Source organism: Dyadobacter sp. CY343, assembly GCF_021390335.1.
Taxonomy (GTDB): Bacteria; Bacteroidota; Bacteroidia; order Cytophagales; family Spirosomataceae; genus Dyadobacter.
The window spans coordinates 97,382-113,865 of record NZ_JAJUXK010000003.1 but is presented as its reverse complement, the minus strand read 5'-3'; the positions used below and the strand labels follow the sequence as shown (position 1 = coordinate 113,865).

General features: G+C 47.9%; 10 protein-coding genes and 1 tRNA gene. 3 read left to right on the top strand and 8 right to left on the bottom strand.

What is annotated here, in order from left to right:
- Positions 1–3: 3 nt before the first annotated feature.
- The 7 genes from LZG94_RS08825 to LZG94_RS08795 form a co-directional block, all read right to left on the bottom strand.
- On the bottom strand, positions 4–1,572 hold the full coding sequence (locus LZG94_RS08825) for an MGH1-like glycoside hydrolase domain-containing protein (protein ID WP_233791547.1): 1,569 nt from the start codon (positions 1,570–1,572) through the stop codon (positions 4–6).
- Positions 1,573–1,582: 10 nt separating this feature from the next.
- Positions 1,583–4,603 (bottom strand): DUF6298 domain-containing protein, encoded by a 3,021-nt coding sequence (locus LZG94_RS08820; protein WP_233791546.1) that lies wholly within the window; start codon positions 4,601–4,603, stop codon positions 1,583–1,585.
- Between the two features lie 174 nt (positions 4,604–4,777).
- Entirely contained in the window at positions 4,778–6,490 is a 1,713-nt protein-coding gene (locus LZG94_RS08815) for a polysaccharide lyase family 1 protein (protein WP_233791545.1), read from the bottom strand.
- Between the two features lie 241 nt (positions 6,491–6,731).
- Positions 6,732–8,480 carry a RagB/SusD family nutrient uptake outer membrane protein gene (locus LZG94_RS08810; protein WP_233791544.1) on the bottom strand — a complete coding sequence of 583 codons (1,749 nt, stop codon included), beginning with the start codon at positions 8,478–8,480 and terminating at the stop codon, positions 6,732–6,734.
- 16 nt (positions 8,481–8,496) lie between these two features.
- Positions 8,497–11,625, bottom strand: coding sequence for a TonB-dependent receptor (locus LZG94_RS08805; RefSeq protein WP_233791543.1), 3,129 nt, complete (start codon positions 11,623–11,625; stop codon positions 8,497–8,499).
- Positions 11,626–11,909: 284 nt separating this feature from the next.
- A complete protein-coding gene (locus tag LZG94_RS08800; RefSeq protein WP_233791542.1) occupies positions 11,910–13,127 on the bottom strand; it encodes an RNA polymerase sigma factor in 1,218 nt (405 codons plus the stop codon).
- Complete coding sequence (locus LZG94_RS08795) at positions 13,117–13,476, bottom strand: YciI family protein (protein WP_233791541.1); 360 nt, start codon at positions 13,474–13,476, stop codon at positions 13,117–13,119. Before LZG94_RS08795 ends, LZG94_RS08800 begins: the two co-directional genes overlap by 11 nt.
- A 222-nt stretch (positions 13,477–13,698) precedes the next feature.
- On the opposite strand from LZG94_RS08795, the gene LZG94_RS08790 reads away from it, so the two are divergent.
- The 3 genes from LZG94_RS08790 to LZG94_RS08780 all read left to right on the top strand — a co-directional run bounded on the left by LZG94_RS08790 (position 13,699) and on the right by LZG94_RS08780 (position 15,795).
- The gene (locus LZG94_RS08790; RefSeq protein ID WP_233791540.1) at positions 13,699–15,000 is read left to right on the top strand and encodes an amidohydrolase/deacetylase family metallohydrolase; all 1,302 of its coding nucleotides are present in this window, start codon (positions 13,699–13,701) and stop codon (positions 14,998–15,000) included.
- Positions 15,001–15,072: 72 nt separating this feature from the next.
- Positions 15,073–15,156: transfer RNA gene (locus tag LZG94_RS08785), tRNA-Leu, on the top strand.
- Positions 15,157–15,312: 156 nt separating this feature from the next.
- The gene (locus LZG94_RS08780) at positions 15,313–15,795 is read left to right on the top strand and encodes a hypothetical protein (RefSeq protein WP_233791539.1); all 483 of its coding nucleotides are present in this window, start codon (positions 15,313–15,315) and stop codon (positions 15,793–15,795) included.
- Between the two features lie 2 nt (positions 15,796–15,797).
- On the opposite strand, the gene LZG94_RS08775 is transcribed toward LZG94_RS08780, so the two are convergent.
- Entirely contained in the window at positions 15,798–16,412 is a 615-nt protein-coding gene (locus LZG94_RS08775) for a deoxynucleoside kinase (protein WP_233791538.1), read from the bottom strand.
- Positions 16,413–16,484: the final 72 nt, after the last annotated feature.

Genomic DNA, 16,484 nt, shown 5'->3' with positions numbered 1-16,484 from the left:
TTTTCATAGTTTATTCTCCGGGTTATGATTGGAATTTTGAATGAGTAATCTTTCTAAATTTGGAGAAGAACCGATCTTCTTTCCATTTGAGAAAAGGGTCAGACCTTTTCCTTTCTTATAATGTTCGCCGGTTTTGTCCCAGATGATCGTCAGAATATTTCCGTGATACAGCACATTATCGAGGCAAAACCAGTCCCATTTCTCTTGGGGGATCAGCGGATTCACTTCAATTATATTATCTGTCCGGGGCCGCAAACCGACCAGGCCGGTGATGATCAGGTCGTTGAAAGTCGAGTGATTGTAGTACCGGCTTCGCTCCTGGTCTCCTTTCAGCCAGTAGCCCGTCGTTTCGTCCAGGTACTCGCCAATATAGGGCTTGCCCCGGTAATATTGCGACTCCACATACAGCTCCATCAACCTGAAATAGGTGGTATCCGCCAGGTTTTCGTGGTCAGGCTGGTTCATTCGGTTGGCCATTCCGGTGAGCGTTTGTGAAGTTGCAAAAGGCCACACCGCGCCGTCCCATTCACATTTGCAGCAGCCGTGGGTACGAAATTCAGGATGCCGCCGCTCGGCTGTCGTGAGGCCGAACGGCGCCAGAAAACCTTTTGGATCGGATACCTGTTTCCAGGCTTCATCGTATTTTTTTTCGGGTAAATTGAAGTACCAGGGAATGTAGCCAATCGCCTCTCTTACTCCCGCGAAATCTCCTGTCCCTTGCTTTTTAACTGTTTCAAAAAACTGCCTTTCCGCGTTCCAGAGCTTATTTTCAATCAATCCTTTTAATGTATCTGCCTTCCCTCTATAAAGATTTGCAACTTCCGGCTTTCCATCAAGCGTAGCGATTTCGGCGAGGGCTTTTGCATTGCCATACATATAGCTATTGATCGTCGGCCGCGCATTTTGCTCGCGCCTGCCCCCGCTGAGCGACTCTTCCATTCCATCTTTCACGTCTGTCTGCCAGAATAGCCCGCTCGGTGTGCGGCGGTCTTTTTCCCACGTTTTGTATTCGTCCTGCAAATCGGGCAGCAGGTTTGTCAGGTATTTTTGGTCGAGATTTACCTTGTACCGGTTCAATAATGCATCGGCCGTCCAGCTGCTGAACGTGAGCAGTTTCTTCATTCTTCCACCCTCATTTCCCCGAAACCAAACGTGTACATAATCGTTGAGATACTGAGGATTATGCAGCCAGCGGCCTTCGTAAATATGGTGTCCGAGCGCGCAACTGATCATATTATACTTATCGGCGTAATTGCGGTCGACCAGGAATTCGGTGATAATATAGCCTTGCGGCGTTTGGTGTAAATGCTTGCGAAATGTCCACCAGCGATAATAGTAGATCTCCTGAAAATTGTACTGCGGACATTCGAAAAGGGGAATATTCGCCTTCATCCAGTCCCACGACTGCGCGTTGGAGATCGCATTCACCTTATTTTCATCCTCCATCGAATTAAAGCGCTCGACGTGGTGCCTGAAATTTTCCGCATTCAAAACAGCATTTGACTGCGTCCGTTTTGAGCAGGAAGTGGTAAATGCGATAAAAATCAGCAGTAAAACAAAAGTATACTTCATGCCTGAAAATCTATTTTTTTGAAATCCACAAAACTACCGACGCGTTGCCTGATAATGCAACCGTAACAATCTTTCCACCTTTGATAACTTCCTCCTTCCCAACATATTGACAGGAAACAGGATCGATTTTCCTTAGTTTGAAATTGCCTTTGAAGTCGGACAGATCAATTTGCAACGGCGTAGGTTTTTCAGTGTAAATGACCTTACTATCTCCTTTTATTTCCAGTTCAAATATCATTTCTCCCGAATGCTCGACGGGTTGCATATCAGCTATTTTAGAAAGTATGTTCCCGTCAGTCATCTTAGGTAATGCACTAATTGAACCTCCGGCCAGCATTACCGCCCAGCCAAAACGATCCGCTCCGTCCGCATTGTAGAGCACAGGTTTTTCCGGGAATTTTTTCCGGTATTCCAAAACGCTTTTATAAACTGATTCAAACGAAACTTTACCTACTTTCTGAATTCTTGCGTGCTGCCTCGGAGCCAGATTTTTGCCGCCCTCCGGAGCATAAAAAGTGCCGTCTTCCCGCATTTGCCAATAGCGGATATCAATGATATCGACGATATCCCGGTATTTGTTTTGGGCTAAAATTGCATCCTGCACATCTTTGGTAGCACTCAAAGCAACCAATGCATTCCGCCCTTTTTCGCGCTCCCACTCAGCGATCACGTCCAGCCAAAATTTTACAAAATCCAGAGGACCAGTATATTCCGCGCTCACAAACTGAATTACACTGTTGTTTTCGGAGAAGTTATCCAGGCATTTTCGGATGTACGCGCGGTGTAATTCCCGGCGCGCCGGATCGGAAATATCGTAGAATTGATCAGCCATAAAAATACGCTTATCTCCGGCATAAGGCGGCGGCTCGGGGAAACCGGTATTGTTGATATTATTGGCAGACCGCCATGGAAAATCGGCATAGTGTGCGCCAGCTTCGAGGATATTGTGCTGGAAATAATTCTGGTGAAACAGTATCAAACCTTTCTGATCGGCAAGGGTTGCAAATTGTTGCAGGCGGTCCCAATACCAGGCATTGTACTTCGTCAGGTCATATTTGCTCAAATTATCCCACGCACTTCCCTGTCCACTTCTTGCAAAAGGTTGCTCATAAAAAGGGGCCCAAACTTCGGCGTCCATGCGCCGCGTCCGCTCGTGATCATCGCGCCTCCGATCGTACCAGAGTCCATAATTGTGGTCTAGTACCGTCGCATTCTTTGCCACCAGCGAGTTCGTCATTTCATCCAGAATATCAGTTAACCCGGCCCCATATCGGCCCGGTACAAATCTGGTAATGTGAGGTTTTGCTGATTTAACATCATACGCACGCGTACTTCCGCGCCACCACGGTACTTCCTGCCGAGCACCAGTAACCAGCGTCCCGCCCCGAACGAGAAGGCCGTGTTTTATTGTGAGGGGGGAAGTAAGGGGAGGAAAGGGAGTAAGGGGACGAAGGGGACCATTTTTCCTCCCTTTCCTCCCTTCCTCCCTTTCCTCCCTTTCCTCCTTCCTCCCTTCCTCCCTTTTTCCCAAGAAATCAATCCAATTTTTCAGCTGCAATGCGGGTTTAAATGATTTCGCGGCCAGTTTTGCTGCCTGTTCGATTGTCGGGCTGCTCGATGCTTCTGATTCTTTTGGGATTAAAAATGCGCGTGTAAGTACTTCTTTGCCAATTCGTTCCGATAATTGTGCATAGTATAAACTGCGCGGCTGAATGTGCTCATTGTTGTTCTCCCAATATCCGTCGCCGGCAAATTGCGACCAAATTCCGAAAGCGTAGTTAACAGCTCCCGGCGGACTGAAATTCTCCACCCGGGATGCGCTGCATTGCCACAAAACGCTGTTCGCTGCTGTCCAGCCTGCCCCCTGTCCGTCTTGGCCGCGGTTGCTGAAACGCAATGCATTTCCGTCGATATTGACATTATCAAACAATACCCCGGAGGCCCAGCTGTCGATTGCACCGCTGAAACTGTGCGGCAAATGCGACTCGCATTGTACGAATGCATTGGGCCCAGGCGAAACAAAACCTACGGAAAAATCGTGATAACCAAATTCTGCATAACACCGCTGGAAAAGTGTTTGCTGCCCCTGGGTAAAAAAGGTGTAGCGCCGCTGCCCGCCGATTTCCGAAACCGGTTCGGTAGACTGGCAATCCTCAACGGTGATTTTTGATGTTGTTTCGAACAATGCAACTGCCGAACCTGCCAGGTGCATGAAATTCACCTGCCTTACCCATGCATTTTCAGCATTTTCAAAAGTAATCCCCATCCAGCGATGGTCCTCACCCTTAGGGTTTTGCGAGTCAAATTCTGAGTCAATCGTCAGGTTTTCAATGCCTATTTGACTGATCCTCCCATTCCATTTGTAAGTTTCTACGCTCGCAATCCCAAGTTTTGCATCCAGCGCAGTTGTTATTGGCGCGTCGATTGTAATTTCATTTCCGGAAACCGATTTCACGATCCTGTCCCAGACAATATCCCGCTGCCCCGGCTTCCAACCCAGCCAGCCGGTTTCACCTCCAAACTCCTCCATTTTCAGCAACTTAATCCACTCTTTTGTAGACGGTCGCCGAATTCGAATCCTGTCTCCCGTCTTTATTCCGCTTGCATTTTTAATACGAAAAACGGTCGCATTGACAGGCACATATTCGTCGGCCACTTCACTTTTCACACCCGGCTGCGCATCGTTTTTACCAAAAACGCGGATCACTGTTTCGCGCGTGGTGCCCGTTCCCAGCAGAACAGTGCCTTCTTTTCCAGCACCGCTCCCACGCAAAACCACACCAGACTGACGTATCGTCAAACTTCCATTTATCTGATATACACCCTTTTCCAGCAAAACAGCTCCCCGAAAACCTTCCTTATCCACAGGCAGATTACCCACAAAATCGATCGCTTCCTGAATGCGCAGCGTCGCGTCGCCGGGTTCATTTTTTACAAAAACCTTGGCACCAACCTCTGGAATAGCCGAGTTGCCGCCCTGATAACCGCAATGCGAGAAATCGACGATCCGGTTTCCGAGCGAGTCGGGCATGTAAATGAGGCGGTTATCCTGCCCTAGACTGAGCGGGGATATAGGTTTTTCCTTTTTTTGACCCAAACAACAGGTTGCCAAAAGGAAATACAACCCCGTTATAAACAGGGCTGTATTCAATCCAATCACCTTTGATATGTAAGTTTGCTGATTCAAGTTGCGCGTTTGAGTTACCTATCGGCCTTGCTTGCTTTCTTTTTTAGAAGAATTTGCGGGTGCAGCAGCCAAGGTATCATGGTTATTTTTTGGGTCAGACCAGTCTACTTTTTTCTTTGGGTCAATCCCATTGATGAATTTTTCAATGTTTGAATAGCCGTCGCCGCACATATCTTTCTGTGCATCAGCGGGATCTTTCGGATTCAGGCTGTATCTCAACTCCCATTCGTCCGGCATTCCGTCCTTGTCCGAATCCTTGTAGGGCGTTCCTTTGTATTCCGGGTAGCCTCCCACCTGGGATATGTCCGTAATGATACCGTTTTTATAAGAATCGATCGGCAACCGGCGGTGCTCAAATTGCGTTTCAGGCAGCTTCACATTGGGCAGCGGATTGATTTTCCCCGTGCGTACCTGCGTGGTTACGCGCGTATCAACCGGGTCACGGCGGGGTAATGTGGCTCCGGCATTGGCCAGCACATAATCGAAAGATTCCCTGGCCGACATGATCGGAAATTCGGGCATTGGAAGCGGCTTGTTCCACTTCATTGCATCCGTGTACTTGTCTGTATCGGGCCGATCTTCTACCTGTACGCCACCTGCCCAGTTGTTTTTTGTCACTTTTTCATTGCCTTCCATGATATTTCCCTCTACATAGGCACGACCGAAAACGAGATGGTCGAGCTTGCTCCTGCCCGCTTCCGGTTTCAGGATCCGGTGGCCGATCGGCGAGTTTTTGGGCGTTTCTGGGCCGGGCTTAAAATAGTTGTTGATGATGTTGTACATCGCCCGGTAATCGCCGCCGTCGATCGAGCGGTGAACCCAGTTGAATACGACGTTATTGGCAAAATTGAATATACCGAACCAGCCGATCGAAGGATTCCGACCTGCATTATTAGCCCATAAATTGCGCATAAAAGTACAATTCTCACCACCCAGCGTACTGCCGAAAGAGTGGTTCCAGGTATCAAGTGTTTCTGAAAAAATGGAATTCTGGATCGTGATATTGACGGTCGGCAGTTTCTGCTCCTGCGCGCCGGTGCTGTCGTTATACATGTGCCGGTACATCGACATATTTTCATCCAGTCCCCAACTCGCCGACACGTGGTCGATCATGATATTTCCGATCGGGTTACCGCCAATCGAATCGTCGCGGCGGCCGACAAATGTTTCGCCCCGGCGGAAACGCATGTGACGGATCACGACATCGTGCGTATTGATCCAAACCGTCTCGCCCGCTACACAAACACCGTCGCCCGGAGCAGTCTGACCTGCGATGGTAATATAAGGCGCCCGGATAATAAGCGGCGTTTTGATGCGGATAATGCCGGCCACATTAAAAACAATAATACGCGCCCCGCCCTGCTCGCAGGCATCGCGCAAAGTCCCGGGGCCGCTGTCTTCCAGACTGGTAACAACGTAAACTTTGCCTCCACGACCACCGAAACTAAATGCCCCACCGCCCTGCGCGCCAGGAAATGCAGGAATATCGGACTGCGGCAAATCCACCGGCCGGGCAGCCCAGGGAATATAAGGTTTCCCAGCTTTCGCCTCCGCCTCAATGATCGGCAATGCTTTCTGCCACGCAATTTCCGACCTCCTGCCCGCCTCCGCCAGCAAAGAATCGCTGGTTTGCTGCGCCGCCGCCGGGATTTTAGGATACTGCGCAAAACCCGGTGAAGCGATTCCTGCAAGTAGTACGATGAGTGGAATATGTTTTTTGCTGAATATCATGTTTGAGCGATGTTAATGAGTTAGTAATTATTTCTAGTTTGCCTTTATCGTTCTAAATTTGTCCTCCTGTCATTTGCGCCCTTTCTCTTTGTCATCCTGAGCGCAGTCGAAGGACATGCACGATGCTCCTTACCGCCTGCGTTGTGCCCGCACTTCGACTACGCTCAGTGTGACAAAGGCAACATCAGTGTAGCCTTTCCTCCTTCCTCCTTCCTCCCTTCCTCCCTTTCCTCCCTTCCTCCTACCTCAAAGGATCAAACGTTCCCGAGGGCCAGCCGGCTGTTTGTTCCAGTTTCGGATTATTAGCCAGTGCTGCGGGCGGTATTGGGAAATAGTAGTATTCGGGCAGCCAGTTGATTTTGTATTTGGTGTCTAAAACTCTTGGTACGATCTCGAAATAGCGCAGATAGGCTGAATCCAGGGGCATTGCGTCGCGGCGGGTGGCGAAGTCGGGGGCTGTAATGGCGTTGGTTTTTAGTTTTATATCAATGCCCGTTCTTGTTTTGCCATTTAAAACAGTTTCGAATTTCTTCCATCTTCTCAAATCCCAGAAACGTTTTCCTTCGAATGCAAATTCTATTTGTCTTTCGTACAAAATCGCGTCGAACATTTCCTGGCGGGTCATTTTCGGTTTCAGACCGTACATTCCGTCTGCCCCTGCGTCAATACCTGCCCTTTTCCTGACTGCAATCAGCTGATCGTAAGCTTCCTGCAACTTATTGATCCCGCATGCAGCTTCTGCGAAATTGAGCAACACTTCTGCGTATCTCAGTTCAATCCAGTCGCCGCCGCTATTTACTACTGCTCCGGTTGCCAGGTTTGGGTCAATAGCCTTTCTGGCGTAAAATCCGGTGTTAGTCGCTTTTTGTTCAACCGTTTTATTATCAACCAGATAAGTCCACAAACGGTAGTTTGCATTTCCGTTAATATGCCAGGTCGCGCCGTTGAATGCGATGGTCTGGTCGAATCTTGGATCGCGGTTCTTGTAAAAAAGCTGTGGATTGTAACCGGAGCCTGCTTCCGTAATCTTCTTTCCGTTTTTCATCGGAAAAGCCTGCACGATCTCCCAGGTCGGCTGATTGGAACCACCCGCCGTGCCGAGGTAAGAGGGTCGGGTACTGTTATCGTAACCCTGATTTTTGCTCACCTGATCGCCGACCAGATTGTTATAGCTGGTAACCCACACTGCTTCCGGGTTATTCGCCTCTTCAAACCACAACTTTTGGAAATTATCATGCAACCTGAACCCATTTGCGGAAAGCAGGTCAATCGCCTGTTTGTTAGCATCATAAGCGGCCTGCCAGCGTTCCGGCAGATCTTGCGGATTAAACTGCGGACTTGCCCAGTTAAGCAATATCCTCCCTTTGTAAGCAGCCGCCGCACCACTTGTAATGCGGCCCCAGTCGTTTGAATTGGCCCACCTCCCGGGCAGACCGGCAATACTGAAATCGAGGTCTTTCACAATCTGAGCAACGCTTTCGGAGGTCGAACTTCTGGGGATAGCGGCTTCATCTTTTGCTTCCTGACCTACCCCTTCCAGCGGTTCCAGTATCAGCGGAACGCCTCCATACAGTCTCACCAATTCATAATAACGATGCGCGCGGAAGAACGTCACCTGCGCCATGAGCTCATTTTTATAAGCCTGACTCAATGTGCCTTCGGGCGTTTTCAGCAAAAACTGGTTGATAGAACGGATCTTGCCATAATTGTTGGTCGCGTTCACCGCAGTACCAAAATCGGCAACTGTGTTTAACTGAACAGTACCTTCAAAAAAGCGCGTTTCCCCGGCAATTTCATCCGAGCATTTCAGGAAATCACCGGTCGGCCAAACGGGCAGATTCTGGTCGTACACATAGTCGACGTAAGCCCGGGCAAGGAGCGAATCGTTGAATACCTGCTGCTCGTTGAAGGCCGACAAGTCTGTTTTTTCGAGCACATCCTGGCAGGAGGAGAGTGCTAATGTGATCAATAGGATTGGAATATGACGCATTTTCATAATTTCTCTGTTAAAGTGTGAGGTTTAAGCCAAGTGAAAATGTCCGGAGCACGGGATAGGTATTATAGGCTCCCACCGCATCCTTGTAATCGTAGGGATTGTAAAAGTTCACCGGGTTCATCCCGACAGCGTAGATTTTCAGATTGGAAACACCCAGTCTTTTTGTGATATTCTGTCCCAGCGAGTATGCCAGATTGATACTTCTCATGCGAAAAGAAAATGCATTGCGGAACCAGAATGACGATACAACCGTGTAGGAATCCTCATAAAATGGGTCGGGATAAGCCGCGTCGGTGTTGTTTGGCGTGTAGTGATCGTTCCAGAAAACCGGTCTTGATATCTGCATGGTTGCTCGTTTGCGGGCATCGCCTTCGATGACTGCCTGTCCGCCGAAAGAGCCGGCTGTGACCATATCCAGACTGAATCCGCGGTAATTAAAGCCAAGCGAAAATCCGAAATTGTAGTGATTGCTTTCTTTATGCGTAAGCCAATCCAGGTCTTCCTCCGTGATTTTTCCGTCTGGTCCGCTGTACGTTCCGTCTGCCTGGCGCGGTCCGCGAATATCCTTGTAGTAAAGCATTCCGGGTTTTGGAGCTGTTCCAAAAATGGTATAGTCCGGTGAGGTTTCCAGAAATGCATCCACTTCTTGCTGGGACCGGAACATGCCCAGGTAATGATAACCCTGGACGCCCATGTCACTGGAACGGCCGGTCGGGTCGCGCCAGGTGCCCACGTTCAAAGCTTCTACGTCGACTACTATATTCTTGTTATCGTTCCAGGCAAGGAAACCGCCCACATTGTACGCGAGGTCTTTACCGATCTTATCTTTCCAGCCCAGTGAGATTTCGGTTCCGAATGTGTTAATGGTCGCATAGTTTTCAGCGGGCATTGCCGAGCCGATCGTGAGCGGAACGGAGGCCGAAAGTGTGGTCAATAAGTTGTAACCGTGATCGTGGTAAAAGTCAAAACCGGCTGACAGCCTGCTGTTCAGGAATGAAGCGTCAAGCCCGATATTTTTCTTCGTGACGTCGTCCCAGCGGCCCATGTAGTTGGGCAATTTTTCCAGTTTGATACCGACAGCGCGACCACTGTTTCCACCGAAAACAGCTCCATTTGAAGCCTGTGGGGTATAACGCTGCATCCATTGCCAGGCCGCTGTGCGGTCGCCGCCGAGGAAACCTATCGACGCGCGCAGTTTCAGAAAATCAACAAAAGGCACTTTATTTTTGAAAAAACCCTCTTCCGATATCACCCAGCCTGCTGAGAAACTTGGAAAAGTACCCCAACGATATTCAGGTGCAAACTTGGTGGAAGCGTCGCGGCGGAAGGAGAATTCGAACAGATATTTATCCGCAAAACTATAATTGACCCGACCTACATAAGACTGAACTCCGCCCTCATTGGCCAAATTTGGACCAATATCCTTGACACCCAGGGCCGACATCAGGTAGTCATTTCCCCCATCAAAAATCCCTTCCTTGGAAGCCGCAATACTCTCGGCGTAGGTTTCAGACTGTTCTACCAGCGCCAGAACCCCTATGGAATGGCGGCCAAAGTCCCGGTTGTAATTCAGGTTGAAATTGAATTGGTAAGCGTCGGTATAACCAGGGTTAAAACGAAGTAAATCAGCATTTTTGATCATCGTTGGCAGATTGGGCGTACCGCCATAAATGTGCCTGTTCTCGCCCTGCATCGAAAATCCGTAACCTTTATAAAACGTACCATATTGCTTTCCCCAATCATTACCCAAATTCCGGTTGTAGATCGCCTTCGCTCTCAGTCCGGGTACAAATGGGATGTTCACTTCGAGATATGCATTGATATTCAAAACTACATTTCTGGCCCGTGTGTAGTTATTAAGTCGCTGTGCTTCAAAGAAATGAAAGCCCGTCGTGCCCGACCCGCCCGGCAGCAATACCGGCAGACCGTCGACATAAGGCGGGATAAACTGGGGAGTATTGAGCAAATTGGTAACATCCTTTTCTGCATTCTCGCCACCTTGTTTGAGGTAAAACAGCTTATTATCAGACAGGTTACCACTCACGCCCAGCCCAGCTTTGATGTTCTTGGTCACATTCACATCGGTACTAGCCCGGAAATTCCATTTTTTGTAGTTGATCTTATCAACATTTCCATTCTGATAATAATAGGCTGCGCCGGCGTAGAAAGTGGCTTTTTCGGAACCGCCGCTGATATTGACCGTGTGCCGCATATTGAGCGACGGTTTCCACGCCATATCATACCAGTTGTAGTTGTTTTTACGAAAATGTTCCAGCTCATCGGGCGAATAGAATTCCGCATTATCAGGCTGTAAACCGCGGGTTGTATTATAATCGTTGAGGTAAGTAGCGAGCTGCACGCCGTTCATCATTTTCGATTCGTAAGCCGCATCGGAAGAACCCACCGTACCGCTGTAACTGATCTGCGGCTTCCCGGATTTCCCTCTTTTAGTACGAACGACGATCACACCAAGTGCTGCCCGCGCACCATATACGGCGGCCGCTCCGTCTTTCAAAACCGAAAAGCTCTCGATCTCGGACGCATCGAGCAGCCTGAAATCGGCTTCTGTCCGCACCACATCGTCGATTACATATAACGGAGCGCTTGAACCGCCATCTTTGGAGGCAGCCGGCGGGTTACGGATCACGATAGAAGCCTGATTTCCAGGCCGCGTAGTACCGCCCGTTATATTTACACCTGGCAATTTCCCTACCAGTGCGGAAGAGATATCCCCTACCGGCAGCTCGTCAATTTCCTTCATCCGCACCGTCCCGACAGCGCCGGTCAGGTGTGACCTTTTCTGCTCGCCATAACCGACTACCACCACATCTTCCAGCGCTTTCACGTCTGGTTCCAGGGTAATATTCAGCGCGGTTTGCTTTCCGATTTCGATGGTCTGGCTGGTGAAACCTACATAACTGATCACGACTGAGCCGCCCTCTGCAGGTACATTCAATGTAAATGTCCCTTCGGCGTTCGTAATCGTACCTGTGTTAGAACCAGCTACCAGCACTGACACGCCCGGCAGCGGCTCTTTCGAGCCTCCGTCAGTTACTGTACCGCTGAGCTGTCTTGTCTGCGCTTTCCCGCACAATGCAATGCACAGCAGGAATAAGGTAAGTAAAAATTTCCTTGACATGTAACTGAGCTATTCAAAATATCATTATTTAAATAATATGTCAGTTGTAAATTGATAAAATACAATTTAAACCATGTTCAAGTCTATTCGAGGCGGTGCTGGCAAGCAAGTACTTTCTAATTTTTATTTTTGCAAACGATACCGGGAACGATTGCAGGGTGCAAAAACAAATATTCGAAAAAATAAGAAAGTGTTTATTGGACACAATCGTACGCTATCGCAAACAGAAGAAAGAGACCAGAAGTTTTTAGAAAAATTGCATTATGGCAATATTATGGACCACATTACCGGTGTCGGCCGATCGCCCGCTTTTCTGCCTCGGTTCTTGCCAGAGAAAGTGCGTTTTCCAGATGTTGAGAGGATTTGGCCGGATCGGCTTCTTTATGTAGTTCTGCCAATAACAGATAATAGAAATGGTTACTGGTCAAATTAAGCTTTTCGGCCTCCCCGATAGCCGTTTCGGCGCCCCGGGCTTTGTAAAGTGCGTACGTGCGGTTGAGGGCGGCAGCAGGGGAATATTGGATTTGCAGCAGCAGGTTATAGTATTGCAGAACCTGTTCCCATTTTTCCTGCGTATCTCCTTTTTGTGTGTGCAAGAAAGCGATACCGGCTTCTAGGTGATAGCGCGACAAATGGTTTCCGCCCTTTGCCTGGTTTAAGAAATAGGCTCCTTTACTAATTAAGTCACTGTTCCAGAGTTGAGTATCCTGTTCATCATACAAAATAAGCTCTCCGGTTTCATCGGTGCGCGCATCAAACCGGGAAGCGTGAAAACACATCAATGCTAGTAGCGCGTTTACTTTGGGCGTATTGGTCAGCGCACTTTCGATCAGCATCGTGCAAAGCCGCATAGCTTCCAGACAAAGCTCCTTCCGCAATATTTTGTTCTGACTTTGAGAATAATACCCTTCATTAAAAACCAGATAAATCGTCAGTAAAACCGAATCGAGCCTGCCTTCGATCAATTCTGGTTCGGGCATTTCGATCTGAATATTGTGCTCCCTGAGCTTCTCTTTGGCGCGCGTCAGACGTTTGTTGATCACCTCTTTACTCGTATTGAACGCATCGGCGATCTCCCCTATTCCGAAACCGCATAATATTCGCAGCGACAATCCGATCTGCGCTTCGGAAGAAATGACAGGATTACAAATCGCAAAAATCATTTGCAACTGGCTGTCGTTGATATTGTTGGGCGATAAATCGATCTCGGTTTGAGAATCGTCCTGGATGTTAATGTCAAGAACTGACGCAACTTTCGTGTCGAAAGTTGCGTCTCGTTGCAGGTAGTTCTTTGCTTTATTTTTAGCGACCTGATAAAGCCAGCCCACAGGATTCGGTGGTACTCCCTCAATGCCCCAGGCCTGCGCTGCTACCAGAAAAGTTTCGCTTGCAATATCCTCCGCAATTTCAATTTGTCGAAACCCGAACCGCCGGTAAAGTACCGAGACAATTTTGCGGTATTCGGTTCGGAATAAGTGCGGGATCAGGTTGCTACTTTTCATGCACGGACGTGATCTTTCTTACTTCCACACTGTTTCCTTCTCCAAATAAGATAGGACAAGCGGCAGCCATTTTTGTTGCTTCTTCCAAACTTTCTGCTTTGACCATAATGAAGCCGGCCAGCGATTCCTTGATCTCCACGAAGGGTCCGTCGGTTTCTATACCGCCGGATTTGAGCACTTTACCTTCGGTCGAAAGTCCCTTCCCGCCGATAAATTTGTCCTGCGCGGCGATTCCGCCGACCCAGTCATTGTACATTTTCATAAATTCCTGCAATTGTTCCGGTGAAGGTTGTGCTTCCTTGGTCAACAGGTCGAGGCGCATTAAAATCAGGTATTCTTCCATGTTCATTTTGTTAGAGATGAAATTGTAATGTTTTGTAGACCAGCACTAACCGCACTGGTTAAACCTAATACAAACGAGATTTACAAAACAGGACACGAGTTGAAAAAAGAAATTAAAGATTCAGCATTTCAGCAGTAAAATATTTCTCTCAATTTAATCTTCACATCCATTAAATTGCGCATTCAGCGCTAATGCCGCATTTTTATATTCCTAAATCTATTAAAAACTATGAATCTGAATTGTCTACAATATTTCATTTTACTTTTCTTTTTCTGCGAACCCTTGCAGGCGCAGCAGCAACCGAAATACAGCATTATTATCAAAGGCGGCCACGTGATCGATCCTAAAAATAATATTGACGGTATTTTGGATATCGCTGTGGAAGGCACTCCCGGCGGAACTGACGGGAAGATTGCGCTGGTTGCAAAAGATATTGACCCGAAACTGGCTGTCCAGGTAGTCGATGCGAAAGGAATGTATGTGACGCCTGGCCTGATCGATATTCACGTCCATTATTTCTGGGGAACGGATTTGAAAGGTACCTACCGAAATGGCCCGGCCGGGTTGCAGCCTGACGGATTTACATTTAGGTCGGGCGTTACTACCGTGGTGGATGCGGGCAGCTCGGGGTGGAAAACTTTCGAAACCTTCAAGGCGCAAACTATCGACTTATCGAAAACGCGCGTGCTGGCTATGCTTAATATAGTTGGCGAAGGAATGGCGGGCGGGAAATTTGAAAATAGCCTGGAAGAAATGGACGCTGCGAAAACAGCGGAAATGGCCAAAAAGTATCCCGAGCAGATCGTGGGCGTAAAACTGGCACATTTCAGCGGGCACGACTGGACCCCAACCGATCGCGCGATTGAGGCTGCATCGCTGGCAAACATTCCGGTTATGGTCGATTTCGGCAGTTCTGATCCCTATCTGCCGTTGGAAGAATTGTTCCTGAAAAAATTCCGTAAAGGAGATATTTACACGCATTGTTTTGGTGGAAACAGCAGTAATATTCCGAAGGGAAGGGAATCAATTGTTGACATTTCAACTAACAAAGTAAAGCCTTACGTGATTGAGGCGCAGAAAAAAGGCGTGATTTTCGACGTTGGTTTCGGCGGCGCCAGCTTTCTGCTGGCTCAGGGACAGCCTGCGATCAAGCAGGGATTTTACCCCAATTCCATCAGCAGCGATCACCATATTACCAGCATGAACGGTCCGATGAAAGATATGAACAATATCATGTCGTTTTTCATGGCGATGGGAATGGATCTGAAAAGTGTGATCGGCGCGAGTACCTGGAACCCGGCGAAGGAGATCAAACGGGAGGATCTCGGGCATTTGTCGGTCGGAGCTGTTGCTGATATTGCTGTGCTGAACTTGCGGAAGGGAAAATTTGGATTTTATGCGCGCGATGGAAAGATAGAAGGGAAGCAACGGTTTGAAACTGAGGCGACAATCAAAGGCGGCAATATTGTTTATACGCTGAATGCATTGGTGGAGCCGATTAATTTGCCGCGGCCGGCCGTGAGGAATTAAGATCTTTCCCAAAAAACCTCGAAATCGTGCTTGCGAGGTATTATTTAAATATTACTTTTGCAACCAAATAGCGGCCAGGTGGTGGAATTGGTAGACACGCTACTTTGAGGGGGTAGTGCCCGTTTGGGTATAGGAGTTCGACTCTCCTTCTGGTCACAGTCGATAAAGTGCGTTTGAGCGATCAACGCACTTTTTTTTATTTCCTTTCTTGTAGAAATTCCCTGCCGTAAAAAGCTTAGCATTAGTTGCTTGGGTCGAGTTTAGGGTCTATATTTAAATCCTGTTTGCAAATTCTACTCAACACTGAATCGTTTGAAAAGACAATTTTACCTCAACAAGATCCTACCCTTTTTCACTGCCTTTCTGCTGATTTTTGTCTGTTTTTCTGCTTCCGGACAGTGCAAAGAGAAAATCAGTGAGTCCAACGACCAGAAAGTGCATTACCACGAAATTCCTTTGAAGGGAAAAAGTGAATACCTGACACTTTCGCGCACCGGCGAAGAACGGCTTTTTAGTTACCATAACACGGATCTTGATCTGGTATTTCACGCCAGAATGTTCACAGAAATACGCTTTATTTCCAATACCGGCAATTTTTCACTTTTCACCACTTCCTCCGATCGCAGTCGCTGGTTTACTGCATTCACACTCACTTCGCCACTCACACCGAAGGAAATACTGAAAATGCGGGGAACGGAAAAAATAGAGATCATTCTACCGGAGGAAAAGCGCATTTTTATTGTCAGCGCATCCAGCAACAATTTGATCCGTAAAGCATTAGGCTGTCTGAAATAGCATCAAATATAAAAAAGCTCCTTATTCAGCAACCCGACTATTGTACTGAAATCTTCCGGATTGGCGGCAAAATCCATTTGGTTTACATCAATTTCTATGATCTTCCCGTGGTCGTAATGCTTCGCAAAATCTTCGTAGTAATGGTTGAGGTTGGAGAGGTATTCTGTTGAAATATCTTCTTCAAACTTCCTTCCGCGTTTCTTAATTTGCGAAACAAGTTTTGGAATACCTGCTTTGAGATAAATCAGCAGGTCTGGCTGGGAAACGGTGTTGATAATAGACTTAAAAAGCAGCTGGTAAGTCTGATAATCGCGCTCGGTCATCACACCCGATTCGTATAAATTTCTTGCAAAAATGTACGCGTCCTCGTAAATAGTGCGGTCCTGGATGATCGTGGCGTAAGTGGTAGCGCGGATCTGCTGCACCTGGGCGAAACGGCTGTTCAGGAAAAATATCTGCAAATTGAATGCCCAGCGATCCATATCCTGGTAAAAATCAGCGAGATAGGGATTACCTTCCACGGCCTCGTACATCACATCCCACTTGTAATATTCGCCCAGCATCTGGGTCAGCGTGGTTTTTCCGGCACCGATATTCCCGATGATTGCAATGTGCATAACTGTTTATGTTGAGATTTAAGATTGAGTGCGATTTGCAAAAGTATGTATTTCGGTCAGAGTTCGAACTGC